The following is a 26,571-nucleotide window of genomic DNA, read 5'->3' as shown; positions in this document are numbered from 1 at the left end:
AGCCCTATCTTCGTTTACCGCCAGCGGGCACTCTACTGTTGTGCTGTCATACTTAGTGTAACAGTTAAGCGCAAGCCGGCTATAAGCTCTGAGCTGCGGGTGCTACGCCAGCAATAGTTTAGGAATCAATGAGTCATAAGGACAGATAAAGCAGACATAGTTCGGTAATAACTGTTCGATGAAGAAAGGCTTTCACTTAAATGCATGCAGCTTCAGGAACTCCGCGTATGAAAAAGCTTTGCCAAGTCACTGTAGTGCTGCTGCTGCTGCTAGCTCTCGGGCAGTCTGCCTTCGCCCAAATCGATACGACACGGGGCCGCTACTACCAGCCCATCTTTCCGAATGTCACCGTCACCAGCAGTGTGACCTATGGTTCGGCTGTCACGTTTTCAGGCGGCACCCAAACGCTGGCCATGGACATTTACCAACCAGCTGGCGACACGGTGAGCCGGCGCCCGGTTATTATTTTCGCGCACCAAGGTGGTTTCGTTTCCGGTTCGCGCACCGATCAATACATGGTTGATGTGTGCACCCGTCTGGCCCGTCTCGGCTACGTCACGGCTAGCATCGACTACCGCTTACTGTTCCTGCCTTACGACACTGTGAACATAGCCCGAGCAGCCGTTCGAGGTATGCAGGATATGCGGGCGGCCGTGCGTTTTTTCCGTCAAGATGCCGCTACCGTGCGTCTCTATCGTGTCAATCCGCGCTACATCGTGGTCGGGGGCTCGTCGGCTGGCGGCTTTATGGCGCTGCAAGTTGGCTACCTCGACAAAAACAGCGAGGTGCCCGGCTATGTTGATGTTGCCGCTTTGGGCGGGGTAGAAGGCGAAAGCGGCAACCCTGGCTACAGTAGTTCGGTGCTAGCCGTGCTCAACTTAAGCGGCGGCACCGAGAGTGAGAATTACATTGAGCCCGGCAACGCGCCCTTATGCAGCGTACACGGCACGGCCGATGCGGTAGTGCCGTATTTTAAAGGCAGAACAGGCGCTTCGCTGCCACCTAAGTACGTAGTGGGTAGTGGCTTGCTTAATCCGCGTGCTACTGCCGTAGGCGTCCGCAACACGCTTCGCACCCTACGCGGAGCCGGCCATATTCCGTTTGAAAGTACGGGTGCCAGCGGCCCGGCCTACGCGGATACTACTTTCTGGACAATCCGCGACTTTCTCCGACTTAGTCTGGGCCAGCCAGGTACCGTGCTAAGCACGGCAACTACCGCTGCGAATAGTAGTCGTGGCGGCACTGCTCCGCAGGTTTATCCAATGCCAGCCACCACCGAAATCTACCTCACTGTACCCGCCGGCATAGCGTTCAAGCCACAGCAGGCAGAACTATTAGACGCTACCGGGCGAGTGGTACGGCGTTTTCGGTGGGAAAGAGCCAACCAAGCAGTAACTCGCAACGACTTGAAGCCCGGTCTATATTTCCTGCGCAGTGAGAAGATGGGAAGCACCCGACTAGTATTCGAGTAGAAGAGTGCCCGCCGCCTAGCAGCGACGAGTTTTCAGATGCCTCTTATACCCATAATATCGTGTTAATTAAGGCGTTGAGGCGCAGAGAATCAGTTGAATTCCTCTAATTCGTCATGCCGAGCAAAGTTTGAGGCGGAGTCGATGCATCTCGCTAGTATGCTGATCACCACTCTATTGTCAGCACGCGAGATGCTTCGACTTTGGCTGCGCCTGCGCTTAGGATAACGGGCGACTAACTGCCTAAACGGCTTCCCTTCCTCAAGCTCTGCACCACAAACCTGGAGTTGTTAGGCAGTACTTCACAACTATCCTGATTCAAATAAAAAGCGCTACTGGAAGACCAACAGCGCTTTTGTTTCGCAAATAACTATTCCAATGCCGAGTTTCTACGCGCTGGCTTCGTGCGTCAGGGTAGAGGCCGTTGAGGTAAGGGGCCGTACTACGCCGGTGCGCACTACGAAGGCACCGAATTTGCGAATCAACTCTTTCACGCGCAGCAGGTTGGAAAGGGCCACGTAGCCTACCACGTAGCCATCTTCGTCGGCCTCCTCCGAGATTTCACTGAAATCCAGCGCATCAATCAGGCGGTCCTCGTCGGTGCGCAGGTAGATTTCCAGTTCCAGGTCGGTGGCGTAGGCAGGAGGGGAGACCGTGAGCTTTGGGTACTGGTAAGCGTAGCCCTGCCGGATAGCGGCCAAGTCGGCTAGCACGGCCGAGCCGGTCGGATGCCCACCCGCACCCCGGCCGCGCAGGAACTGCTCCCCGGCAAAGTCTGCCTCAATCAAGACGCCATTGAATTCGTGGTCGACAGAGTAGAGCGGCGACGAAGGTGCCACCAGCAGCGGCGTAACCAGGGCCGTAACGCGGCCATCGGGCAGACGCTGCAAGCCGGCTACCACCTTGATTTTGCGGCCTAATGTGGCGGCGAAGGCAATGTCAACGGCGTTGATGTCCTCGATGCCGAGGTTCAATACTTCCTCGGGTTGCAAGAAGGTGCCGTAGGCGTGCGCCGCCAGAATTACGGCCTTAGAGCGTGGGTCGAATGCGCCCATGTCCAAGGTAGGGTCGGTTTCGGCGAAGCCTTTGGCCTGCGCCTCCGCTAAGGCCGGCGCGTAGTCGGAGCCTTCCTCGCCCATGCGCGTCAGCACGTAGTTCGACGACCCGTTCAGAATACCCGTTACGCTCCGCAGCGGTTCCTCCGCGAAGTAAGCATCCAGGGTCCGGATAATCGGGATGCTGCCGCACACGGCCGCCTCGTACAGCAGCTTTCCATTGAATTCCTGCTGCAATTGCACCAACTCGGGCAAGTGGCGCGCCAGCATCGCCTTGTTGGCCGTGACTACGCGGCGGCCCTGGCGCAGGGCCTCACTCACCAGCCGAAAGGCTTCGGTCGGATCGTCAATCACTTCTACCAGCACGTCAAGCGTGGTATCTTGCAATAAGTCGTCGGCGTGGAAGTCGAACCGATTCAGGGGCAGGCTACGGGGCTTGGTAGGATTTTTTACGGCAATGCGTGCCACCTCGAACCCGGTTTCGGGGCGCTGTTCAAGTATATCGTAGAGGCCTTGCCCTACGCAGCCAAAACCAATTAGGCCAATGCGCAAGGTTTGTTTGTCAGCTGCCATTTCAGTTATGAGTTGTGAGTTGCGGGTTGCCAGTTGATAGTTTCTGTTGTTGGTCGTGCTTGATCTGGCGTTGGAAGGTGCCTGATGTTCTGACTTGCAACTATCAACTGGCAACCGGCAACTCATATGGGTCGAGTGCGTCGAGCAGGCGTTGTTTCCAGTGTTGAAAATCAGGGTCGGTGCGGCGGCGGGGGCGGGGCAGGTCCACCGTCAGCGTTTGGTGGATGCGGCCGGGGTGGCCGCGTAGCACCACCACCCGGTCGGAGAGAACCAGGGCTTCCTCGATATCGTGCGTCACCAGCAGCAGCGTGGGTTGGTCGTACGACCAGATTTCGAGCAGGTGGTCCTGGAGCTTCATCTTTGTGAAGGGGTCGAGGGCACTGAAGGGCTCATCGAGCAGCAGCAGCGACGGTTGCGCCACCAGGGCCCGCGCAATGGCTACCCGCTGCGCCATGCCACCGGAAAGCTGCCGGGGCAAAGCATCCGCAAATGACGTCAGACCCACTCGCTCCAGCACTGCCGCGGTGCGTTGTTCTTGCTCGGCGTTTGGCAAATCGGCAATGCCAAACCGCACGTTCTGGCGCACCGTCAGCCAGGGCATCAGGCGGGGCTCTTGAAAGATGACCCCCACGGCAGGGTGCGGCCCAGTAATGGGTTGATCGTCAATCAGCACCCGGCCCTGCGTCGGCGTATCCAGTCCCGCCACAATGCGCAGCAGTGTGCTTTTGCCGCAGCCGCTTGTGCCTACCAGCGTTACAATCTCGCCCGGCCGCACGTGCACATCAATGCCATCAAGCGCCACTACCGGCCCGAATTGCTTGCTTACGTGGTTGATACGGAGCATGTGGCGAATTTGTGAGGTGGTGAAGTTGTGAGATAGTAGATTTTGATTTCAGGAAGAGGTTCCTGGTACGAATGGCGCATAGTAGTTCACAACTTCACCACCTCACAAACTCACTCCGTGCGTGTCTTGCCAGCGGAGCAGGCGGCGGCTGAGGAGGGAAAGGAGGGCGTCGGTGAGTTGACCGAGCACGGCGAAGAGCAGGATGCTGGCCAAGATGGTTTGGGGGCGGCCGGTCATTTGGCCATCGACCAATAGAAAGCCAAGGCCTTTATTAGCTCCCATGATTTCGGCGGCCACCACAAACATCCACCCCAAGCCTAACCCGCTGCGCAAGCCCACGAAGTAGGCGGGTAATGTAGCCGGCATGAAGATGCGCCGCACCAGCTGCAACCCTGAGAGCCGGTACACCCGGCCCACTTCTATTAGCTTGCGGTCTACACCCTGAATGCCACTCATCAAGTTGAGGTACACCGGGAAAAACACGCCCACGGCAATCAGCACAACCTTCGACGTCTCGTAAATGCCCATCCACAAAATGAACAGCGGCACCCACGCCAACGATGGAATATTGCGGATGCCTTGCAGCAGCGGATCAAGCAATTGGTTTAGTGTGCGAGAATAGCCCGTCAGGGCTCCGAACACAGTAGCCAAAGCGCTGCCTAATAGGAAGCCAAGAGCCACGCGCCAGAGCGTGATACCCAAATGCTCCCACAACTCACCTGTAACCGCCATTTGCCAGATGGTAGCCAGCACGCGCGAAGGTGCCGGCAGCAGGTTAGGTGGCAATACGCCCACGTGGGCCAGCACTTCCCAAACCAGCAGCAACACCGCCGGTAGCACGGCCCCCCGCAGCCAGCCCCAACGGCCCGGCGTGCGCGACGCAACAGCTTGCTGCGTAGGCGCATCAACTACAGCTGGCGCTTGTGCGCTGCTGGACGAAGCGTAAATCGAAGATGATTCAAACATGGATCACTGATTTTTCGGATTAAACGCATTAGTCGGATTTTGTGGACGGCACGGGTTTGCACTGGCACGGACCATCGTGAGGTGGACTACGCTAGCGCGGAGCTTTAGCTTCGCGCACGAGTACAGCAATTATCTTCGAGGACCGTGCCGACTACAAAATCCGACCAATCCGGAAAATCCGCATTAATCCGTGAGCTTGGCGGTAGCTTTTGCTTTAGCCGTCGCGATTTTATCAGCAAACTGCGTGTCAATCAGGTTGCTGACGGTTTGGTTGATGTCTACGTTCTGGTCGACGGCGCCGCTCTTCTTGAGCACGTCGCCGGCAGCGGATATGGTGCTGCGTTGCTGAGGGCCGAAGCTGATGGTCGTGAAGTCGGTGCGCTCTAGTTGCTTGGCTGCTACGGCTTCGCTGAGCTTAGCCTCGGTGGCTAGCGTTTTCCTCAGTTCCTCGGGGTGCTCTACGGCCCACTGGCGGGCTTTTTCGTAGGCGGCCAGTACTTGGTCAACCAAAGCCGGGTTTTGCTTGGCAAACTCCTCGCGCACGTTCAGCACACCGTAGCTGTTGAAGTCGGCGTTGCGATAAAACAGTTTGGCGCCCGATTCTAGCTCGGCTTTGGCCATATGCGGATCGAGGCCGGCCCATGCGTCAACGTCGCCTTTTTCCAGGGCGGCGCGGCCGTCGGGATGTTGCAGCGGAATCAATTCGATGTCTTTCTCACTCAGCCCGGCCTGGTCGAGGGCACGCAGCAAGAAGATGTACGGGTCGGTGCCGCGGGTAGCTGCTACGCGCTTGCCTTTCAAATCGGCCACCGTCTTGATGCTAGATTTCGGCCCGGTGCACAGTGCCGTCCACTCTGGTTTCGAGTAGATATAGATGGATTTGAGGGGGTTGCCGTTGGCTTTGCCAATCAGGGCTGCCGCGCCGGCCGTAGAGCCGAAGTCGATGCTGCTGCCGTTCAGAAACTCCAGGGCCTTGTTGCTGCCCTGGCTGAGCACCCATTCTACCTTGATGTTTTGCTTGGCTAAATCCTGTTCCAGCCAGCCTTGCTGCTTCAGCACCAAACTCAAAGGGTTGTAATAAGCGTAGTCCAGACGGATGGTGTCTGGCTTTGTGTTTTTAGTCTCACTGCCAGCCCCTCCACATCCGGCCAGCAGCAAAAGCACCAACAACAGCGCCCCTACAAAGGAGTGCTGCCGGGTAGATAGAGGTGGATATGATGTGGTTGAGGTCATGATAAAGAGTTTGGTTTTAATGCTGTCAGCTAAAAGCTAACGGCTTTTGATGAGGTTAATGAGCGAAAGAGTAAGCGTGAAACCGTTCCAGAAAATGCGTGATATGCGCTGTTTCGATCAGAAAACCATCGTGGCCGAAGCGGGAATCCATTTCGGCGTACATGGCGCCCGGAATGTGGCGGGCCAGAAGTTGCTGCTCCGTAGGCGGAAACAGCACGTCCGAGGTGATGCCTAGTACTAGCGTGCGGGCACGCACCTGCTTTAAAGCTGCGGCCACCCCGCCCCGCCCGCGCCCTACGTTGTGCGAATCCATCGCTCGGGAAAGCGTCACGTAGGTGTAGGCATTGAAGCGGGCCACCAACTTGTCGCCTTGGTATTGCTGGTAAGCGCTGGCCCGGAAGTCGTCGATTTTGTCGTCGGTAGATTCCGCTTGGGTTTCGCCGTAGGCGCCGTAGCTGCGGTAGCTCAGCAAGGCCATAGCCCGCGCCGCCCGCAAACCCGTAGCGCCGCCCTCGGGCGTTGCTTGCTGGTAGGTAGGGTCGGCGAAGATGGCAAGCCGCTGCGCTTCGTTGAAGGCTATGCCCCACGGGGAGTGCTGCGCGTTGGTAGCCAGCAACACCAGATTCTCAAACACGGTTGGTTGCTGAATAGCCCATTCCAGCGCCTGTTGGCCGCCCAACGAGCCGCCAATCAGCGTGTGAATCTGCGTTAGACCGAGGTGTTGCCGCAGCGCTTCATGCGCCGTTACCAGGTCGCGAATAGTGAGCAGCGGAAACTGCTGGTACCAAGGCGTACCCGTTTCGGGTGCCACTGAAAGCGGGTTGGTGGAGCCGTAGCAGGAGCCAAGTACATTGGCGCACACCACAAACCAATCGACCGGATCGAAATAGCAGTCTGCCCCGAATAGGCCCGGCCACCAGCTCAGCACGTCGGAGTTAGCCGTCAGGGCATGGCATACCCACACCACATTGTCGCGGTCCGCGTTCAGCGTACCAAAGGTGTGGTAAGCTACCTCCGCGCCAGCTAGCACCTGCCCACTTTCCAGCGTGAGGGGTTCAGGTAGGAAGAAGCTTAGGTTGTCAGGCATTGATTAGTGGTAGTTGATTGCTAATTGTAAGTAGAACCATCATGCTGAGCGAGAGGCTTCGATTACGCCTGCACTCAGCCTGACGGTTAGATGAGGTTTAGTCGGTATAAACAGCCAACGGGCTGAGCCGGCGAACCAACTCAACCCGTGCTTGTGTGGGAAAAGCGGCTCCCTCTCTCACAAAAAAACCGCCTTTACCCACGAGCTGCACTTGCTGAAAGCAGCCCGGCCGCCCCTCTCACCGACCGGCCGGGCTAAGCTCTTTACCTATACTTCCAGCACGGCAGCGTGTTCAACTTCCTGCTCGGGCAGCGCCTCGCCGCTCGTTTCATCTGATTGCAGCGGTGCGGCGTTGCGCACGGCCTCAAACGCTTGTTGCAAGTCGGCCTGAATATCTTCGAAGTGCTCGATGCCTATCGACAAACGCAGCAGCGTAGGCGTTACGCCGGCAGCACGCTGCTCTGCTTCGGAAAGTTGCTGGTGCGTAGTAGCCGCCGGTTGAATAATCAGCGTTTTGGCATCACCTACGTTAGCCAAGTGGCTGACCAGCTTCAGGTTATCAATAAATTGCGTAGCCGTATCCTTGCTGCCTTTGATGGCGAAGGTTAAGACCCCACCGGCGCCGCGCTTCAGGTATTTCTGCGCCAAGGCGTTATAGGGGCTGCTCTTCAGGCCAGGATAGTTCACAGCTTCCACCTGCGGATGCTGCTCCAGCCAAGTGGCAATGCGCAAGGCATTTTCCACGGTGCGCTCCACGCGCAAGCTCAGCGTTTCGAGGCCTTGCAGCAGCAAGAAAGAGTTGAAAGGGCTCTGCGAAGGACCAAAGTCGCGCAACCCTTCCACCCGGGCCCGGATGATGAAGGCGATGTTGCCGAACGGCCCACCTACGCCGAATACGTCGTTGAACACGAGGCCGTGGTAGCCTTCGCTCGGCTCCGTGAACTGCGGGAACTTGCCGTTGCCGAAGTCGTACTTGCCGCCGTCCACAATCACGCCGCCGATGCTGGTGCCGTGGCCGCCAATCCACTTCGTGGCTGATTCCACTACGATGTGCGCGCCGTGCTCCAGGGGCCGGAACAAGTAACCGCCCGCCCCAAAGGTGTTATCCACTACCAGCGGCAAGTCGTGCTTTTCAGCAATAGCGGCAATCTTTTCGAAGTCCGGAATGCTGAAGCTCGGGTTGCCAATGGTTTCCAGGTAAATAGCCTTGGTCTTGTCGTCGATGAGGGTTTCGAAGCTTTCTGGCTGGTCGCCATCGACGAAGCGGGCCTCAATGCCCAAACGCTTGAAGGCTACCTTGAATTGGTTGTAGGTGCCGCCATACAAGTGTGCAGTGCTCACGAAGTTGTCGCCGGCTTGCAGGATGTTGTTGAGGGCAATGAACTGGGCCGCCTGTCCCGACGATACCGCCAGGGCGGCCACGCCACCTTCGAGGGCCGCAATGCGCTGCTCGAATACGTCGGTGGTGGGGTTCATCAAACGGGTATAGATGTTGCCGAACTCCTTAAGGGCAAACAAGTTGGCACCGTGCTCTGCGTTCTTGAAAACGTAGGAAGTGGTCTGATGAATCGGGACGGCACGCGAGCCGGTGGTGGGGTCAGGCTGTTGGCCGGCGTGGAGTTGAAGCGTCTCGAAGTGATGGGTTGAAGCAGACATGGTGCGACTGAGTTAAGGAATGTATGTGGGAAGAAAGAGTGTAGGTTGCTGTAAGCGAGGCCACAAGAAGTTGTGGCAGGTTGCGCCCGACGCCGGCCGGAACTCGGCGGTGCAGGTGGCGCGACACTCAGCGCGGGTGCCTAAGGCGTACCGGAGCAACTGAGCAGCAATAAGGGAAGGAGGAAAGAGAGTGCCGGAGCCGTCAGGGGGCTAACAACAGCAACAACAGGCGCTACAACAGCAGCGCATTCGCATTTGGGCGGCCGGAGCGGCAACAGTCGAAACGCGGAAACCCATCAGCAAACCAGCACGCGGCGAAGCGGCTAGAGCAGATGGGGAAGGAAAAGCAGAATTCAGGTTATTTTTCATGGTACTCAACTTATCTCTCCCGCCGATAAATATCGGAGCGGGTAGGAATTGGCACCTTTCGCGTCAACGAAGGTTGCCAGTGGGTCACGGAGCCTGTTCTCTCGCCACTTCTGTATAAATTCTGAAAAACTGTCCCACCGTAAGCGGGGAGTACCGGGTTGGTGATGCAAATGTAAAACCGGTTTTGATATTAGCAATACAAATGAAAAATATTTTTTGTTTTTGGGTAAAGCCACAAATTTTTTGTGGTGGTAGCAACAGCGTTGCTAACGGAGGCTTTTATAAGTATATGATATATATAGACTTAAGTCGTAGATATATACAAATATACATAGCACTATTCCATCGTTTAAGTTCAGAAAAAACTTGTCGAGCAGCTTCTATTGGTTCAATGATAGTAGTACCACAACCAAAAAAGCAGCGGCACCACTGCGGGTACGGCACGAAAAAAGCCGCCTCTGGTGTAGGGCGGCTTTTATAACGTTTTCAAGAGAAACCACTTTAGACGGTCGGCAGGGTCAACACTTGACCAACTTCAATGTGGTCGGGGTTAGAGCCAATGGTGGCTTTGTTGGCATCGTAAATCCGGTGCCACTTAGCGGCGTCGCCGTAGTGGTTTTTAGCAATTTTGGAAAGCGAGTCGCCGCTTACTACGGTGTAGCTCTGGCCTTGCGTAGCAGCGGGCTGCGTTGGCTGCGCGGGGTTGCCAAAAAAATCGGTGGCCCCACCGGCAGCAGCTGGGTTAGCAGCGGGTTGTGCCGGCTTTTTTTCGCCTTCGTTCGAGAGGAAATCAAACAGTCCCATGGTCATGCGTTGGTTTAGGGTGAAAGCAAAACGCAGCTCATCTCCATACTGTTGATGGCCACGGTGTCAGGCCTCATACGCTGACGTCGGTAAGAAGTTCAGCTATCAAAGGTCAACAGTAGAGAAGTTGAACATCTTGCGGAAGCCCGTCGTAAGAGGCGCATACTGTTGGGGCGTATGGCTGCCGGCGGTAACGTACTCTCTCCCATCTTCACATAATCTGTACATCTCATGAAAACGATGCCCGCTCCCTTTCGCTATGTAGCCAGCCTGCTCGTGCTGTTGGTATTGTTCACTTCTGCCTGTGGTAGCAAGGAAGGCAAAGTAGAAGGAGTTAATATGCTGTATGGCGCTCAAAGCAAGGTTTGGAAAACAGATAAAGAACTTAGCTCTGCCGGCGACAAAGTGAAGCAAACCGATGCTCAGGAAGACGAGCGTATCACCTTCTTCGCCAATGGCCAGTACAACATGACGGCCTCGGCCGGCGCCGTAAACGGTAAATACACGTTCGACCAGGCCGGCAAGAAAATCACGATGACGCCCGACGGTGCCCCCCAAAGCAACACCTTCGACGTGGTGACGCTGACGGATGATAAGCTGACCCTCAAGAGCCCCGAAGGTGCCGAGCTGCGCCTTGAAAAGGAATAACCAACTACCCCCTCTCAAATACCGGAAAGCTCTGCCCGTTAAACGGCAGGGCTTTTTTGTGTAGTACTTTCGGTCGTCATAGCCAAGGCAGAGCACGTAAGACTTCTCCCACAGCGAGTTGATGCTTTTATCAGAAGGGTCTGTCTGCAAGTAGGTATATGACAGTTTCTGGAACGGGGTAGAAACGCGCCACTTGGCTGCGCCGACCGTCGGTTCGCGTCTCCTCGTTGAACAACTGCGGCAAATGGCCCGGACGCGCAGATGCGAACCGACGGTTGGCGTAGCCAAGTTGTAGCATCTATGTACGCTGCGTGTATGGTTTGTGAAACTGCTATAATAGGCTGGTGGAATTTCAGTTATAACCTTAAAAAATAATATTAAGAATAACTAATATTAAACGAGGTGAAGTATCTTCCGCAGGTATCCAATCTTAGAGCGGCAGATCATGAAAACAACTTTACACTTTGTTATTCGGGCGGGCCTTGGGTGCGCCCTAAGTTTACTAGCCGAAGGTGTGCTAGGGCAGAATTCGCTCACCTTTGTCTCTCGTGCGGCGCTGCCCGTTGCGCACTATGGCATGGGCTACTGCAACGACCAGCAGAACATATATCAGGCCGGAGGCGGCAACCTGACGGCGGCCTACACCAGTGATGTATACCGCTACGAGTTGGCAACTAATACGTGGACGGTAGGGGCGGCGATGGTGACGCCGCAGCGGTTGGGTACGGCCGCCCTTCTGCCCTCCGGCAGCGGTACCAGCTTGGCGTACGTACTCAATGGCAGCGGGGCCAATGGCTTGAATATTCCAGTGCCGCAACTGGAATCGGTGCTGGCCGTGAGTGGCCAAAGTGGCCCTTCGTTCGCCAATCCACTCCCGACGGTTTCGGCCGGCGTGGCAGTCTGGAACGGGCTGCTCTACAGCTACGGCGGCATCAATGGTACCACGTACTCCAATGCGCTACGGTCCTGTAACCCTAATACCAATGCTTGGACTACGCTGGCGCCCATGCCCGTGGCCCGCACCATTGCCGGGGCCGCCGTAAACGGGAAAATCTATGTTTTCGGGGGGTACGATGGCGTAGTGAACTATAGCCGGGTGGACGCTTACGATATTGCTTCCAACCAGTGGCAGGCCCTGCCCGACCTGCCTACCACGGTTTCCAACCAGGCCGTAGCGGTGCAGGGCGAGTGGATTTGGCTGGTAGGCGACTTCACCAATCAAAACTATCTAGCTGCTTACAATACCCGCACCGCGCAACTGCGAACTTTCACGTCGAACTTGCCGCCGCGGCGCAATGCTGGCGCGGCCATTATCAACAACCAATTGTACGTGTGGGGTGGCAACACGGCGGCCGCCAACTCCTCGGCCTTAGCAGATATGTGGCGGGCCGATATTAGCTTTCTGGTGATGAGTGCCACCGCAGCCGCCCGGAAAAAGGTGCTTCAGGCGTACCCAAATCCATCGGTTTCGGGACGGTTTCGGGTGCTGCTGCCCGGCGCCAAAGATACCCGCCTGATTGTGCGTGATGCGCACGGGCGCGAAGTGCGCAACTTGCTCGTGCCACGCGGCCATGCGGCATACGAGCTGGATTTAGAGAACCAGCCAGTGGGATTGTATCTGGTTGAGGCACAAGAAGGCGGTCAGCCAGCTGGCCAGTGTCGGTTGGTGCGGCAGTAGGCAACACGCAGCGCTGAGCTTGGGCGAGGCAAACCAACGAGCGGCACCTCGGAGCTAAAAATTAACTGTTTAAAAAAGCCTTGTCAGAGCTCTGGCAAGGCTTTTTAAACTTTATGCAGCTCCTCAGGAAGGAAAGTTTTGCGGTAAATCCCGTTAAAGGAAGACAGTTTTCTTCTACCTGCGCCTAGCAGGGCAACTACCGTTCTGCTTTTCCGCACCCTTTCTCAATCCATGACACCCTACCAAGACCTCGACAAACAGTACATCAACGGCCGCTGGCAAGACGGCCGCGAAGACGACACCATCCAAGACATCAACCCCTTCGACAATTCGGTGCTGCTCGATATTAAGTGCGGCGGCCTGGCCGAACTAAACGAAGCCTACGACGCGGCCCATCAGGCCGCTAAAAGTTGGGGCGTCACGCTGCCTCAAGAGCGCCGGGATATTCTGCTGAAAGCGGCAACCATCTTGCTGGAGCGCAAAGACGAGTTTGCGGAGTGGATTGCCAAAGAAGCCGGCGGTGCCCACGCCAAAGGGGAGGTAGAGGTAATGCTGGCCCACGAAGTATTGCTGGAGGCCTCGTCTTTCCCGAACCGGCTGCACGGCAGCATTCTCAACTCCAGCACGCCGGGCAAGGAAAGCCGGGTGTACCGCAAGCCTTTGGGCGTAATCGGGATTATCAGCCCCTGGAACTTCCCGGTGCACCTTTCTATGCGCTCCATTGCGCCGGCTCTGGCCTGTGGCAACACCATCGTGGTGAAGCCCGCCTCCCAAACGCCCGCTACCGGCGGCACGCTGCTAGCCAAGCTGTTCGAGGAAGCGGGCCTGCCAGCCGGCGTGTTCAATGTAATCATGGGCAAGTCGTCGGTCATTGGCGACCCTTTCGTGAGCCACCCCATTCCGAAGATGATTTCCTTCACGGGCTCCACGCCCGTAGGCAAAGGCATCGGCAAGCTGGCCGGTGAAAACCTTAAGAAAGTAGCCCTGGAACTTGGCGGCAACAACGTGTTTATTGTGCTCGAAGACGCCGACATCGACCGCGCCGTGGCGGCTGGTATGATGGGCAAATTCATGCACCAAGGGCAGATCTGCATGGCCATCAACCGTTTCCTCGTCCACGAAAACGTCTACGACGAGTTCTGTGGCAAGCTGGTGGAGCGCACCAAAGCTCTGAAAGTCGGCAACCCGTTGGATCGGGAAACCGACATTGGACCGCTCATCGATGAAAAGCAGGTGCAGCGTATTCAAAAAGACATCGAAGAAAGTGTAGCTCAGGGTGCCAAAATCGAGTTTGGCGGCCAGGCCGAAGGTGCTGTGCAGTACCCCACGGTACTAACCAACGTCCGCAACGACATGCCCATCGCGCACAACGAGATTTTCGGTCCGGTTGCCTGTCTGATTCCCTTCAAAGACGACGCTGAAATGCTGCGCCTAGCCAACGAGCTGGATTTCGGCCTCAGCGGCGCCCTCCATACCCGCAACGTGGAACGCGGCGTACAACTCGCCCGCGAAGTGGAAACCGGCATGATTCACGTAAACGACCAAAGCGTAAACGACGAGCCCAATGCCCCTTTCGGCGGCGAAAAAGAATCAGGCATGGGCCGCTTCGGCGGCGAGTGGGTGATGGAGGAAATGACCCGCGTACAGTGGGTAAGCGTGCAGCACACCCCCCGCGAGTACCCGATATAGCGGGGCCGGCCGCTTTGGGAGAAGAGTGAATTTGTGAGAGGTGAAGTTGTGAGCAAATACCTACTCACTTTCAGCTGACACCTCTTTCTCGGGGCGGAGGCAATAATAACAAGGCTCATCCCAAGCGGGGTGAGCCTTGTTGTTTCATAGAGCTTAAGAAGGAAAATCTGCTAGGAATGCATAACTGCGGTTGCCTTGCGCGGACCGAATATCCGGGCTATCCAGCGGGGTAGGAAGATGGCGCCGAGTACCAGATACATATAATAAGTGACGAGGCGGTAAAGCAATACCATGAAGTTGGTCATGGTGGGCGTGCCGATGAACTTGCCGAAGAAAGTAGGGAAAGCACCCTCCGCAATGCCCGCGCCGCCGGGCGTAATAGCAATTAGCAGGATAACTTTGTAAGTGAGGTTACGGCCAAAAATCAGGCAGAATTCCGGCCACGTGACATCGATAAACGCAGAAATCAGACAGCCGATTACCAGGTAGCGGGCCGTCCAGACGAAGGCGGTGCTGAGGGAAGCGCGCAGCCAATAAACCCACCCGTTCCCGCGCAACTCGGCGGAAGCCAGCACCATTTCGTTGCCCATTTTGTAGGCTTTGCCGCGCAGGCGCCGCAGTCCACGCATCGAAAACAGCCGCACTAGCAGCCGCTTCACCGACCGTGGATTGATGAAGATGGCGTATAGCATGAGCAGTGCATAGATGGTCACGAACACGTAGCTCGCAATAAAGCCGATGCGCAACGTGGCCACCAAACCGCCCTGCAACGCCTCGTGCGGATACAGCGCATCACCTCCAATAAGCACTACCAGCGGCACCGCCAACACATAATACAAGTTGTCGAGCATGGCCGTGGCCATGATGTAAGCCACCGATTTGCCGAGCGGAATACCTTCTTTGTGGAGCAGAACGGGAGCTACAGCTGTGCCGCCCACTGCTGAGGGCAGCACGCACGACGAAAACTCCCAAATCATGATGACGTCGAGGGAGGCGCGCCAGGTGAGCACTTTTTGAGTGAGGTAGCGGATGCGGTAAACGTAGCCGGCGTCGCGGGCGACGAGCACGACTAGCATCAGCAGCAGCCAAAGCGGCTTGGCGTTGGCTAGGGGGGCCAGGTCGCCAGGCTTGTAGCTCCGCCAAAACATAAAACCAACAACACTCAGCCCAATCAGCACCGGCAAAACTATGCGCGAAGGCCGGAGCTTGTCCAGTAGTTGCTGGTCTTCAGTTTGTTGATCGGCAGAGGTCTGAGGCATGGGAATGCGCGGGTGGCGTAAATCAAAAGTAGGCATTCTGGCAGGTCAGGGCGTAAAAAAAGCGTTAATTAACAACGATTCAGATCGGGTACTTCGGCCCTGCACTGCCGGGGTGGTTACGGTTTTGGCTTGTTAATTGTGGAGAGGCGCCGGCTTACAAACGAGCTTTTCTCTGAACCGCCCGAACAGAAAACCCGTAACTTTGGGTGTCGTACGCAGCGGGCGACCAAGAGGTATAGTAACCTTTTCGGCCATTTAGCTGTTGCCTTTATCCCCATCTGCCTCTATTATACATGATTGTCGAACCCGGTGAATTGCTGGCGGCCATAGACTCGCCCGACGACCTGAAAAAGCTCAGCCAGGATCAATTGGTACAACTGAGCCAGGAGCTACGTCAGTTCATTATTGATACGGTTTCGATATACGGGGGGCACTTTGGCGCTTCACTTGGCGTCGTGGAACTGACGGTGGCGCTGCACTATGTCTTCAACACGCCCTACGACCAGCTGGTGTGGGATGTGGGTCACCAAGCGTACGGTCACAAGATTCTGACCGGCCGCCGCGACCGGTTCCCGACCAACCGCCGCTACAATGGCATGTCGGGCTTTCCGAAGCGCAAAGAAAGCGAGTACGACGCCTTCGGGGTAGGGCACAGCAGTACCAGCATCGGGGCCGCGCTCGGCATGGCCGTAGCGTCGGACTACAAAGGCGAGTTCGACCGGCAGCACATTGCCGTTATCGGCGATGGTGCTATGACGGCCGGTATGGCTTTCGAAGCCCTCAACCACGCCGGCGTTACGAACTCTAATCTGCTGGTTGTCTTGAATGATAACTGCATGAGCATCGACCCCAACGTGGGTGCGCTCAAGGAATACCTCACCGACATTACCACTTCCCGCACCTATAATAAAGTGCGCGACGAACTGTGGAACGTGCTAGGCAAGCTCTCGAAGTTTGGCCCCAACCCGCAGCAGATTGCCCGCAAAGTAGAGTCGGCCATGAAGGCGACCCTGCTCAAGCAAAGTAATCTGTTTGAGGCGCTGAAATTCCGTTATTTCGGCCCCGTAGATGGGCATGATGTGCAGCACCTGGCCACCATCCTCAACGACCTGAAAAGCATTCCGGGCCCCAAAATCCTGCACTGCGTGACGGTGAAGGGCAAAGGCTACGCGCTGGCCGAGAAAGACCAGACCCTGTGGCACGCTCCGGGCCTGTTCGACAAGGTAACCGGCGAAATCAGCAAGAAAACTTACTCTACCCCGCAGCCGCCCAAGTACCAGGATGTGTTCGGCCACACCATCATTGAGCTGGCCGAGTTGAACGACAAAATCATGGGCGTGACGCCGGCCATGCCCTCGGGTTCGTCGCTGAACTTGATGATGGCCGCCATGCCCAAGCGCGCTTTTGACGTGGGTATTGCCGAGCAGCATGCGGTGGTATTCTCGGCGGGCCTGGCTACGCAGGGACTGATTCCGTTCTGCAACATCTACTCCTCGTTTATGCAGCGCGCCTACGACCAGGTGCTGCACGATGTGGCGCTGCAAAACCTGCACGTAGTATTCTGCCTCGACCGCGCCGGTTTTGCCGGTGCCGACGGCCCCACCCACCACGGCTGCTACGACCTGGCCTACATGCGCTGCATCCCGAACATGGTGGTTTCGGCCCCGATGAACGAGGAGGAGTTGCGCAACCTGATGTACTCGGCCACGCTGCCCGAAAACGCCGGCCCATTTAGCATCCGCTACCCTCGGGGCGAGGGCGTGATGCCGGAGTGGCGCAAACCCCTCAAGAAAATCACGGTGGGCAAGGGCCGCGTGGTGCGCGCCGGTGAAGGTGTGGCGGTGCTCAGCATCGGCCACATCGGTAACTATGCCACCAAGGCCACCCAAAAACTAGCCACCGAAGGCCTCAACCCCGGCCACTACGACATGCGCTTCTGCAAGCCGCTGGACGAAGAGCTCCTCCATACCATCTGCCAGCAATACCAAGCCCTGGTAACCGTAGAAGACGGCTGCCTGCAAGGCGGCTTCGGCTCGGCGGTGCTGGAATTCATGGCCGACCATGGCTACCACCTCCCGGTCCGCCGCCTCGGCATCCCCGACCGAATAGTGGAGCACGGCACCCAAGACGAGTTATACAGAGAATGTGGTTTCGACGCCGACGGCATTGCCGCCGCCATGCGGGAATTAAGCGGCAAAGTAGTAGCCCAAGTTGCTATAGAAACGGTATTGCTGTAATTAGAAGCCGCAGTTCAAAGCTTATTTCATTGGAAGCCGGAGTAGCTAATGCTGCTTCGGCTTTCGTGTTTCTGCAGGTTTTAAACGGGTAGTATAGGGCAGGAAAAATATTTATTGATGTACGTACATCATTGTGAATAATGTTGCTACATTTGTTGCGTCATCTGAAAGGGCCGGAAGCCTATAAGGTGTATTCAAACTAACCCTATCAACGCTTACAATCATGGCAGCTACTCAATGGGTCCTCGACCCCATGCACTCCGAAGTACAGTTCAAAATCAAGCACCTCGTCATTTCGACGGTGACGGGTTCCTTCAAGAAATTTGCGGGCACCATTGAAGCAGATGGCGACTCGTTCGAGAATGCCAAAGTGCACATCACGCTCGACGTGAACAGTATCGATACCAACCAGGAGCAGCGCGACCAGCACTTGAAAGCGGACGACTTTTTCGCTGCCGCTACCTATCCCAATATCACGTTCGACTCAACCTCGTTTGTTAAAACGGGCAGCGATACGTACAAGGTCACGGGTAATATGACAATCAAAGATGTAACCAAACCCGTGACGTTGGATGTGGAATACGGTGGCTCAGCCGCCGACTTCTACGGCAACACCAAAGCCGGCTTCGAAATCAGCGGCAAAATCAACCGCAAAGAGTTTGGCCTGACGTGGGAAGGCATCACCGAAGCCGGCTCTATTGTGGTAGGTGAAGAAGTGAAGCTGTTAGCCAGCGTGCAGTTTGCCCAAGTGGTAGAAGCCCAGGCGCAAGAAGCTTAGAAAGCCCTATTTCGCTGGAAAAGAGCAAGCTCCTGTGATGGGGGGCTTGCTTTTTCTGTTTCAGGGTAGCATAGCTTGGTTCACTGCTGTTTCACAGCGCCGCTGGATTACGGTCAGAATGCGGCGTTGAATCTCGCTCATCACGTAGTCGGTCCAGAAGCCGGCGTAGGGATTGAGACGGGTTGTAGTCACGCAGGTAAAGCGAAGCATTGGCCGCTTATCATTGCCTGCTGACGACATGCGGATAACTCAAGGAAAGGACAAGCAAATGTGCGTAATTGTGCCGGTTCATCTGCTTAGCCGTTAGCCGAATGGCCTCACTCCTTATGTCTTCCCAACATCCTGCTATTCTTTTCCTACATGGCTTCGCCGAAAGCCGGGAAATATGGACTGATTTCACCCGCGAGTTTCCTGCTGGCTACCGGCTGCTTACGCTCAACCTGCTTGGGCACGGCACCAACGTGCACGACGTGCGCGACTACAGTATGGAAGCGCAGGCCCGCTACGTGGCCGAGCAGCTGCGTCAGAAAGGCGTAGAAAAGGCGTTGCTGGTGTGCCACAGCATGGGCGGCTACGTGGCCTTGGCTTTTGCCGAGCGTTATCCCGAGCAGGTGGCGGGCTTGGTGCTGTTCCACTCCACAGCCCTACCCGACACCGATGAGAAAAAGGTGAACCGCGACAAGAACATGGATTTTGTGCGTCGCCATGGCGTCGAAAAGTTTATGGAATCGTTTATCAGGCCGCTGTTTGCGCCGGTCAATCGGGAGCAGATGCGGGAGCAGCGCGAGTTTCTAGAGGAAATTGGCCGATCCACGCCCGAAGCCACGGTGCTAGGCGCGCTGGAAGCCATGCGCAACCGCCCCGACCGCACCAAGGTGCTGAAAGAGGCCGAGTTTCCAGTGCTCTTTATCGGGGGCCAAGACGATGTGGCCGTGCCGGTGGAAAGCCTACTGCCCCAATTAGCGCTGCCCACCGAAAGTCACGTCCTGCTCCTGAGCGACGTCGGCCACCTTGGCTATTTCGAAGCGCCCGCGCTAACGCGCCAGGCCGTGGTGAATTTTGCGAGCAGAGTTTATGAGGTAAAATAAGGGGTGCAAGTCGCTACTGAAGCTTTCTTACGATCAGGCGTTAATCAACCAGCCCGCTCTACCGGTAGAGACGCCTACTTAATGGCAAACGACACGGGCAAGATGTAGAACACTTTTACTGGCTTGTCTTGATGGGGTCTTCTCAGAAGACGGAAAAAATAGCACGTTAAGGCCTGAAAATGGGCCGTAGAGGATGAAATTCACCGGGTGCGCGTTTCGTACGCCACGAATAGTCCCCGGTCAGGTTAATGTGCTCCCAGCCCAACGGCGATAAATAGGGCAAAAGCGCTTCGTCCACGGACTGGCTGTGGGTGCGCAGGGCCTGCATGGTACGCTGGAGTTACACCGTGTTCCACAACACGATGGCGGCGGTGAGCAGATTCAAGCCACTGGCCCGGTAGCGCTGCTGCTCAAAGCCCCGGTCCCGGATTTCACCCAGCTGGTGGAAGAAGACGGCCCGGGCCAGCGCGTTGCGGGCTTCGCCTTTGTTGAGCCCGACCTGCACACGGCGGCGCAAGTCCACGCTTTGCAGCCAATCCAGGATGAATAGGCTCGCTCGATGCGGCCCGGTCGCGCAGGGCTATGGCCAGGCCATTCTGACGCGAGTAGCTGCCGAGCTTGCGCAACATAAGCGAGGCGGTCACGGTGCCCTGCTTGATGGACGTGGCTAGGCGTAATATTTCTTCCCAGTGAACCAGCATCTGCCGAGCCGTGGGGGCGGAGGGGACTTGCCGCAGCCACGCCAGCCTCGTCAGGGAACTGCCTTCGCGGCGGGTGAGCAGGTTTTCCAACGCTTGCCGGGTTTCCAAGATAAGGTCCTCGGTCAACAGTTGGTAGAGTTGGCGATTATCCCGCGTCAACGCCTCGGCGCTAAGGCGTTCGAGGACGGGGACTGCGGGCAATAAGATGCCCTGGCGGCGCAGGTGCCCCATCAGCGCCTGGAGCAGCACTACGCCTTTGTCTGTTTGCAGCGCGACTTCAGCGAGCCACGGTACAGCGGCCCGATAACGCGGCAAGCCAAACGTCTGGAACTCAAAGGCCTCTTGCAGTTCCAAGAGGTTCTCGATTCTATTTTGGTAGAAAGAAGTGAAAGTGCTTTTAGACGTGCTGAAGCCACTTCAGAAATTTCAAGTGCGTAAGCCTTCATGCCAGATGTGCTACAACGTCACTAGTCATGAAGTTGGCACGCCTACCACCGATACTATCCCATTCATTGTGGCCAAACACCACAACAGAGCTACCGACAAGCTAGTTGTTGCTTATGATTCGCGGTGGGGAGCCTTTCAGAATTTAGTCCGATAATGCACGTTACCCTCCTCTCGGTCATACTGAAGTCACCGTTGAACATGATCTGTCACGGGTGCGACTACTCCATCATGCATAAGTTGTGTCTCACGATATATTGTGATAATAAGAAATTGTTATGCCTTGCTTATATTCAATAAGGCTATTAGATTTAGGCATCTAAAGCTACGGGGCAGCTTTCGAGTTAGCCGCTATACCAGCCCTCCTACCTAGCGCAACTTTGAGATTGTAGAAGTAGCTGTCCCTCTTAAAGGACAGCTAGCCATACTGCGCCGATATACCAAGTCTCTTTTAACATACTCAGTTCTAACCTAGGTGTCTGGACTATCACGTGTGCTCCACTGCTTGGGCTTGGCGCGTAGTTTATTCACTGAACAACACAGAACAATTGTAAATAAATCAAGAATTGATTCATAGTTTAATTAAACACATTATGAACAACAGATACTACGTCTGACTACTCCTATGGAGTTGCTTTGCCTTACCGGCCGAAGCCCAACAAGGTTCAGATCATGAGAAAACAATTCCTGTTACTAAGCAGAGCGTCATCACTAGTTTTGAGGACCCGGCAGCTGATTCGTTATTAAATACTGTGCGCGTAGAGCGCTTATTGAGCCAAGACCTCGCCCGTACGGGGGGAAAACTCTTTGCTCCTGAATGGAACCGCGGGCAACTCTTATTTTACATTGTCAAAGTTGATTCCGGTGGTAGCCAACGAACAGGTGCATATTCAAACCTATGCCACCTACAGTCGAAAGCCGAGAAAAGTAGGAAATGTGCTGCCTATACTGGGAACTGGAGCCAACTATAGCCAACAACAAAAAACTAACGCAGTGTCTGAGGCAAGAGCGCTGGCTATTTCAAGGAGAACGTTTCCTTATGTAGGTGCTGGTATCGCACTTTCGCCTCATATGCGTAAACAGCAACAAGGACTGCCTAAAGCCTACTTGCAGTATATTCTATACGATGCTGACACCGCTTTTGTAAGGGCCGGAGTGAAGGGTATTGACCGCTCAGCGCGAGACAACTGGCAGGATCTAACAATGCTAATGACTGCCCCGAAAGACGGCTTTCTGCAAGTAGTTTTTATCAATGAAGGCAAGCAACAAGTTCGGGCCGATGATTTTTCTGTTCAGATCACGGAAGGACTCAATGATTTCAAGATAACGGGCGCATTTCCTGTACTTGGAAAAAGGAAAGTCACACCTTACAAGGGCGGCTTGGCGGACCGCTTGAATTTAAGCTCGTCCGGAGGCTGTGTAGAGATTTGTGGCCACAGAGAAAGGACGTTCTTATACTCGTCAGGAGGGTACAACTACTATCAGCTATGCACCTATACAATTGACTGTGCTACTGGTTTTCCAATGTCGGATAGGAATTGTTATGAGGAGTCTGAGCCGAGTGGGGGCGATAATCCTGGTGGGGGCGGTGGTCCTGGTGGGGGCGGTGGTCCTCCCACTGGGGGCGGCCCTCCTTGTCAAGGGTCTGCATACTTAGACAATTGTGGCAGATGCATTGGTGGTGACACTGGATGGTACGGTCAAACTTGGTACCAAGATTACGATGGAGATGGGTGGGGTACTAGAATCATGATATTTTGCGCGACTCCAGGGCCTGGCTGGACAACGCGATTCGGTGATCATAACGATAATTGCTATAATACTAATGATGATCCTGATCAGTGCGAATGCCTAAATCCACCTGTATCTAAAACCATTAGCCCTGATGCCTTTGCTCCTCCATTAACTCCTGATATATATGGGAGAGTTAGTACTGGAAATATCACTATACTAATTAGCGCTTGTCAAGATGGAAACACGTGGAAAGCAGTTTTATTAGCAGTCAATGGAAGCTACTATCGTCAAATATGGTTGCCTCCTCAAGTCACGGAGGTGACAGGGCCATATGGAAATACTACCGAAGCAAATTACTGTAAACAGGTAGAAGACTTATTTAATCTTGGCCTTAACGCTAATTGGTATATGATAAGCGCCGCCGCCGCACATGAGGATGTACATGTAGCACATATAGAACCTAGTTTACAATCAGTTTTGCCTGGAATAGAATCTGCTGTTGAAACGTTACGGATTCCGTATAACGGTCAAACCAAATCAGATGCAATCAATGAAATTCGTAATTCTACGGATTACAATGATATTATTACGGCAATTAATGTAATGTGGAATCGAGAATACGGGCGGCAATCAGCATCCGATCATGATAATAATGGCGCTATACCAAGCGTAGAGTTTCCTATAGTCAATACTATGATAAGCACCATATGTACTCATGCGAATAATTCTAATGTACAATGGACGCCTTGCTTTCTTTGTGGACGTTAATAAGTAACATATGAAAATTAAATCTGTCTTTTTGATTTCAATTCAAATCACGCTAAGCTTATGTCTTATAAGACCTGTTTATGGGCAAAAAACCATAAATAAAGAGCTTGTTGTAATTAGAAGTACAAATGAAAAATTAAATAGTGTTATTGTAACAACACAACTGGATACAGCTCAAAGATATTCAAAAAATGGCATATTATTTTTAATAAAAATTGAAAATAAATCTAAAGATACAATTGAAATTGTAAATCCTTTAGATTTTATAGATGTTAAATTAACCAATAAATCAGGAATTGACGTAGCCCTTCCACTCAGGAGTAGAATAACGGAACATTGGGTAAATCCAAAGTTATTTAGTTATGAATCATTCGTTGTTAACTACACTCAATTCAATGGCACAAAGATTATGGGCACTAGCTTAGCGCGTGAAATAACTCTTCCACCTAATGTACCACAAATCGTATCCATATCAATTGTTAATTCTTTGATGCAAAACCCTAAGTATGGAAGTGCAGGTAATGCTCATAGTCCGTTAATACCTGGCAAATATAAATTGCTACTGGCGGTATCGCTAGTAGAAGCCAAAGATATAAGCACATTGCTTTTAAAATCTATTCCTATAAGATATTACAAATAAATATAGGCCAAGATTTTGAATGTTAATTATTGCAACTTATTACAGCTTTTTAATTGAAAAATAAACTTGCTTATCCCGGTTAAATATTGACTAATTACTAATAATATTCCGTTAATAGGGTATCTATCATTTGTTAAAGTAGCAGTAATTTCTTTTCCATGGCGTTCATTAGTAAAGTAGGTATCTGGATGATATTGCTGTATTGCTTCATGTGCAATACAAAAGCAAATGCTGATCGATTGCCAACTATACCGGAGTATTCCGATGAACAGCATCCATTTCTTTTGACCACACCAGTTAAAATCAAGCAACTACGGCGTGCTATTCAAGATTCTTCCTGGCAATCGGCGAATTGGCTCCGGCTTAAAGCGCAGGCAGATAAATTGTTGGTTGAAGAAGTGGAATTGCCTCCTCGGGCCGGTAACTGGGAGGATTATTATATCGATACCATCTCCGGATCGGGCTTAAAAAGGGGCCGCCTGATTGGTGACTGGCAGTGGGAGCATCGTAACCCGGTAAGTGGTCAACTGATGCGGAGCTCTCCCAACATTCCTTCTCAGGATTACGATGGGGTGGTGCTAAGCTATATTCACGATGCGTGGGCACTAGGCGTCGTTCAGTTAGGTTTAGCTTATCAGCTCAGCCTTGATAAGCGCTATGCTGATAAAGCCCGCAAAATCTTACTGGCATACGCTCGTCTCTATCCGCAACTCCCTCTTACCAACACCTCTCGTTGCCGAAATCTTAATGACCAGGATTTCGGCAAAACGCACGTACAAACTCTGGATGAAGCTATATGGCTGATTGATTTGGTACAGGGAGCCGACTTGATTTGGCCTCTATTAACCAAGCAGGATCGTCAGCTGCTTCAGCGGCAGCTTTTTGTGCCGGCGGCCTACCTGGTTGCTCAGCCGGCACAGATTACGGTAAACATTGTCTGCTGGGAGAATGCCGCCGCCGGCATGGTTGGATTGCTCACACACAATCAGCACTTCATCGATCTTGCCCTCCACCACCCGACTCGCGGCTACACTGCGCAAGTGACAAAGAACATTACGTCTGACGGTTTTTGGGTGGAACGCTCCGCAACCTATCATTGCTATGCGCTCCAGGCCCTAATTACCTTAGGACAAGCAGCTACCAATGCTGGATACACCGTGGACTTGGCCCCACTTAAAAAAATGCTGGATGCTGCGCTCAACTTAGCTGGTTCAGAACTCACTTTGCCCGCTTTCAATGATGCTCACACCGTTTTCTTGCAAGAGAAAGAGTATCTATATGAGTGGGGATATGCTCAATTTCACGACCCCACTTACACAGCAGTTCTGAATTCGTCGAAGCGAGGAAAGACAGAAAGTAGAGGGGCATTATTTCTAGACTGGGCTTTCGTGTATGGAGAGCAAGCTTTACCGGCTGCTCTACCACGAACCGTTAAAAGCCTTAATTATCCTGTTGCTGGCTATGGGTTACTGGCCAAAGGGCAAGGTCATAACAGCACCCACTTGTATATGGAATATAGTCCTAATGCCAATGGTCATGCGCATCCGGATCAACTCAGTTTTGTCTTGTTCAAAGGGGCGGAAATGATTGCGGTTGATCCTGGAATCAACACGTATGGCGACCCGCGGCAGTGGAACTGGTATAGAAGTACTGCCGCTCACAACTCATTTATGCTTGATTATCAGCGGCAAAAGCCATCTTCTGCCTCCTGTTTGGAATTTGGCCAAGCAGCTGGAGCAGACTATTTGATGGTGCAAACCCGCACGGCATATGATTCGCTCCGCTTCATCCGTACGGCAGTTATGCTTACGGAAAATTTAATCTTGTTTGTGGACCAAGCGCAACTATATCAGCCAGCAAAATATGTGACGATTGCTTACCACCAAGTCGGTAAATGGCTTAATCTACCCGCAGCGGATTCTTTACTGGTGGCGCCGAAGAGCGGTTTTTTGGGATTGCAAAGTCCACAGGGCGGGCGCTGTCCAGATGGAGTTTCACTGCTTGGCATTCTGCCCTCGGGGCGTCAGGTCAGGGTTAGTACAGATGCTACGGTTTCGACCGATCTTATCACCGGACAAGCCCTTCGGACAGTTAACGGTCCGGTTGCGTCAGCATATTTTCAACGGCAGGCCAAGCCAATTATGACATGGGCGTGGTGCGTTGCATTGGATGGACAGCAAATCGCCGTACAAGTTGAGTCGCTGACAGATAATAATTTGGCTACTCGAAAAGCAAAGGCGCTTTTAATCAAGTTACGCTCGGCACAAGGAAAACAGTGGGAGATTGTAGTAAATCCTGATCAACAAGTTCTTCCATCACCAAGGCTTAGTTCACGACTATTAGTCGCTGAAAGATAAAGTATGGATGAGTATGCTGTTTCTTTATTAGGGGTTACACAGTTGCCGTTTGAAGCAGTTAAGTAGGCCGAACTAAGTTGGGGTTGCGTTAATAACTGCTATTACACAGGCCCTGCGCCTACTTGCTGGAAAGGCGTTGTGTAACATCAGGTAGTAAACTGTATCAGCAGGCCGCTTCCTGATGCACCCTGGCATTCGGTGTGCTGGTTTACTTAGAGGCTATCCGGAATGACAGCCCCTATTCAAATAGCCTCTTAACTGCCGTTATGCGCTACACCAACGAGTAGTCTTTCCTGCCACCGCAACTGTCTTGTTCGGAAGCGCAGAAGAAGCCGGTAACGCGAAGTTCAACTTCGCAAGGCTTTGCACGACCTAGCTGCGCGGTTTGGGCAGGCGTGCGCAGTTTGGGCAGGCGTCAGCACGCGCCTCGCGAAGTTGAACTTCGCGTTACCTCTTTTGCTACCTATACGGCATCGGCGGCTTGCCTGGAAAGG

Annotated in this window: 20 protein-coding genes, 2 pseudogenes and 1 riboswitch; of the genes and pseudogenes, 11 read left to right on the top strand and 11 right to left on the bottom strand. The window is 53.9% G+C overall.

Features of this window, described 5'->3' with window-relative positions:
• The first annotated feature begins 227 nt into the window (after nucleotides 1–227).
• A complete protein-coding gene (locus tag VF639_RS15400) occupies nucleotides 228–1,472 on the top strand; it encodes an alpha/beta hydrolase fold domain-containing protein (RefSeq protein WP_331146813.1) in 1,245 nt (414 codons plus the stop codon).
• A gap of 386 nt (nucleotides 1,473–1,858) precedes the next feature.
• On the opposite strand, the gene VF639_RS15395 is transcribed toward VF639_RS15400, so the two are convergent.
• The 6 genes from VF639_RS15395 to VF639_RS15370 all read right to left on the bottom strand — a co-directional run bounded on the left by VF639_RS15395 (nucleotide 1,859) and on the right by VF639_RS15370 (nucleotide 8,883).
• The gene (locus VF639_RS15395) at nucleotides 1,859–3,097 is read right to left on the bottom strand and encodes a homoserine dehydrogenase (RefSeq protein ID WP_331146812.1); all 1,239 of its coding nucleotides are present in this window, start codon (nucleotides 3,095–3,097) and stop codon (nucleotides 1,859–1,861) included.
• 103 nt (nucleotides 3,098–3,200) lie between these two features.
• The gene (locus VF639_RS15390; RefSeq protein ID WP_331146811.1) at nucleotides 3,201–3,941 is read right to left on the bottom strand and encodes an ABC transporter ATP-binding protein; all 741 of its coding nucleotides are present in this window, start codon (nucleotides 3,939–3,941) and stop codon (nucleotides 3,201–3,203) included.
• A gap of 102 nt (nucleotides 3,942–4,043) precedes the next feature.
• Nucleotides 4,044–4,907 (bottom strand): ABC transporter permease, encoded by an 864-nt coding sequence (locus tag VF639_RS15385; protein WP_331146810.1) that lies wholly within the window; start codon nucleotides 4,905–4,907, stop codon nucleotides 4,044–4,046.
• A 183-nt stretch (nucleotides 4,908–5,090) separates the two neighbouring features.
• Complete coding sequence (locus VF639_RS15380; RefSeq protein WP_331146809.1) at nucleotides 5,091–6,140, bottom strand: aliphatic sulfonate ABC transporter substrate-binding protein; 1,050 nt, start codon at nucleotides 6,138–6,140, stop codon at nucleotides 5,091–5,093.
• 55 nt (nucleotides 6,141–6,195) lie between these two features.
• Nucleotides 6,196–7,227 (bottom strand): homoserine O-acetyltransferase MetX, encoded by a 1,032-nt coding sequence (metX, locus tag VF639_RS15375; RefSeq protein WP_331146808.1) that lies wholly within the window; start codon nucleotides 7,225–7,227, stop codon nucleotides 6,196–6,198.
• A 267-nt stretch (nucleotides 7,228–7,494) separates the two neighbouring features.
• Entirely contained in the window at nucleotides 7,495–8,883 is a 1,389-nt protein-coding gene (locus tag VF639_RS15370; RefSeq protein WP_331146807.1) for an O-acetylhomoserine aminocarboxypropyltransferase/cysteine synthase family protein, read from the bottom strand.
• A 376-nt stretch (nucleotides 8,884–9,259) separates the two neighbouring features.
• A riboswitch (SAM riboswitch) is annotated at nucleotides 9,260–9,373 on the bottom strand.
• Nucleotides 9,374–9,454: 81 nt separating this feature from the next.
• On the opposite strand from VF639_RS15370, the gene VF639_RS15365 reads away from it, so the two are divergent.
• Nucleotides 9,455–9,733 carry a hypothetical protein gene (locus VF639_RS15365; RefSeq protein WP_331146806.1) on the top strand — a complete coding sequence of 93 codons (279 nt, stop codon included), beginning with the start codon at nucleotides 9,455–9,457 and terminating at the stop codon, nucleotides 9,731–9,733.
• Between the two features lie 20 nt (nucleotides 9,734–9,753).
• On the opposite strand, the gene VF639_RS15360 is transcribed toward VF639_RS15365, so the two are convergent.
• Nucleotides 9,754–10,062, bottom strand: coding sequence for a LysM peptidoglycan-binding domain-containing protein (locus tag VF639_RS15360; protein ID WP_331146805.1), 309 nt, complete (start codon nucleotides 10,060–10,062; stop codon nucleotides 9,754–9,756).
• Nucleotides 10,063–10,287: 225 nt separating this feature from the next.
• Here VF639_RS15360 and VF639_RS15355 point away from each other — a divergent pair, with 225 nt between their 5' ends.
• The 3 genes from VF639_RS15355 to VF639_RS15345 all read left to right on the top strand — a co-directional run bounded on the left by VF639_RS15355 (nucleotide 10,288) and on the right by VF639_RS15345 (nucleotide 14,071).
• Complete coding sequence (locus VF639_RS15355; protein ID WP_331146804.1) at nucleotides 10,288–10,704, top strand: lipocalin family protein; 417 nt, start codon at nucleotides 10,288–10,290, stop codon at nucleotides 10,702–10,704.
• A 445-nt stretch (nucleotides 10,705–11,149) separates the two neighbouring features.
• Nucleotides 11,150–12,382 carry a tRNA wybutosine-synthesizing protein 4 beta-propeller domain-containing protein gene (locus VF639_RS15350; protein WP_331146803.1) on the top strand — a complete coding sequence of 411 codons (1,233 nt, stop codon included), beginning with the start codon at nucleotides 11,150–11,152 and terminating at the stop codon, nucleotides 12,380–12,382.
• 231 nt (nucleotides 12,383–12,613) lie between these two features.
• Complete coding sequence (locus VF639_RS15345) at nucleotides 12,614–14,071, top strand: aldehyde dehydrogenase family protein (protein WP_331146802.1); 1,458 nt, start codon at nucleotides 12,614–12,616, stop codon at nucleotides 14,069–14,071.
• Between the two features lie 170 nt (nucleotides 14,072–14,241).
• On the opposite strand, the gene VF639_RS15340 is transcribed toward VF639_RS15345, so the two are convergent.
• The gene (locus VF639_RS15340) at nucleotides 14,242–15,330 is read right to left on the bottom strand and encodes a lysylphosphatidylglycerol synthase transmembrane domain-containing protein (RefSeq protein ID WP_331146801.1); all 1,089 of its coding nucleotides are present in this window, start codon (nucleotides 15,328–15,330) and stop codon (nucleotides 14,242–14,244) included.
• A gap of 293 nt (nucleotides 15,331–15,623) precedes the next feature.
• On the opposite strand from VF639_RS15340, the gene dxs reads away from it, so the two are divergent.
• Nucleotides 15,624–17,567, top strand: a complete 1,944-nt coding sequence (gene dxs, locus VF639_RS15335; RefSeq protein WP_331146800.1) for a 1-deoxy-D-xylulose-5-phosphate synthase — start codon at nucleotides 15,624–15,626, stop codon at nucleotides 17,565–17,567.
• Between the two features lie 223 nt (nucleotides 17,568–17,790).
• Nucleotides 17,791–18,345 carry a YceI family protein gene (locus tag VF639_RS15330; RefSeq protein WP_331146799.1) on the top strand — a complete coding sequence of 185 codons (555 nt, stop codon included), beginning with the start codon at nucleotides 17,791–17,793 and terminating at the stop codon, nucleotides 18,343–18,345.
• Between the two features lie 60 nt (nucleotides 18,346–18,405).
• Here VF639_RS15330 and VF639_RS15325 read toward each other — a convergent pair whose 3' ends face one another.
• A complete protein-coding gene (locus tag VF639_RS15325; protein ID WP_331146798.1) occupies nucleotides 18,406–18,537 on the bottom strand; it encodes a hypothetical protein in 132 nt (43 codons plus the stop codon).
• A gap of 134 nt (nucleotides 18,538–18,671) precedes the next feature.
• Between VF639_RS15325 and VF639_RS15320 the strand changes: the two genes are divergently transcribed.
• Nucleotides 18,672–19,433 carry an alpha/beta fold hydrolase gene (locus tag VF639_RS15320; protein ID WP_331146797.1) on the top strand — a complete coding sequence of 254 codons (762 nt, stop codon included), beginning with the start codon at nucleotides 18,672–18,674 and terminating at the stop codon, nucleotides 19,431–19,433.
• A gap of 166 nt (nucleotides 19,434–19,599) precedes the next feature.
• Here the strand turns inward: VF639_RS15320 and VF639_RS15315 are convergent.
• A pseudogene (locus VF639_RS15315) lies at nucleotides 19,600–20,125 on the bottom strand (Tn3 family transposase); the annotation flags it as partial.
• A 180-nt stretch (nucleotides 20,126–20,305) separates the two neighbouring features.
• Nucleotides 20,306–20,500, bottom strand: a pseudogene (locus VF639_RS25395) (DUF4158 domain-containing protein); the annotation flags it as partial.
• Nucleotides 20,501–21,442: 942 nt separating this feature from the next.
• Between VF639_RS25395 and VF639_RS15310 the strand changes: the two are divergent.
• The 3 genes from VF639_RS15310 (at nucleotide 21,443) to VF639_RS15300 (ending at nucleotide 26,077) form a co-directional block, all read left to right on the top strand.
• Nucleotides 21,443–23,080: a hypothetical protein gene (locus tag VF639_RS15310; protein ID WP_331146796.1), complete on the top strand. Its 1,638-nt coding sequence runs from the start codon at nucleotides 21,443–21,445 to the stop codon at nucleotides 23,078–23,080.
• 10 nt (nucleotides 23,081–23,090) lie between these two features.
• Nucleotides 23,091–23,720, top strand: coding sequence for a hypothetical protein (locus VF639_RS15305; protein WP_331146795.1), 630 nt, complete (start codon nucleotides 23,091–23,093; stop codon nucleotides 23,718–23,720).
• Between the two features lie 158 nt (nucleotides 23,721–23,878).
• Nucleotides 23,879–26,077 (top strand): heparinase II/III domain-containing protein, encoded by a 2,199-nt coding sequence (locus VF639_RS15300; protein WP_331146794.1) that lies wholly within the window; start codon nucleotides 23,879–23,881, stop codon nucleotides 26,075–26,077.
• The last annotated feature ends 494 nt before the right edge of the window (nucleotides 26,078–26,571 follow it).

It is taken from the genome of Hymenobacter sp., assembly GCF_036387835.1.
GTDB lineage: Bacteria > Bacteroidota > Bacteroidia > Cytophagales > Hymenobacteraceae > Hymenobacter.
The sequence above is the reverse complement of the archived record's forward strand: the minus strand, read 5'-3'. Positions and strand labels throughout refer to the sequence as shown.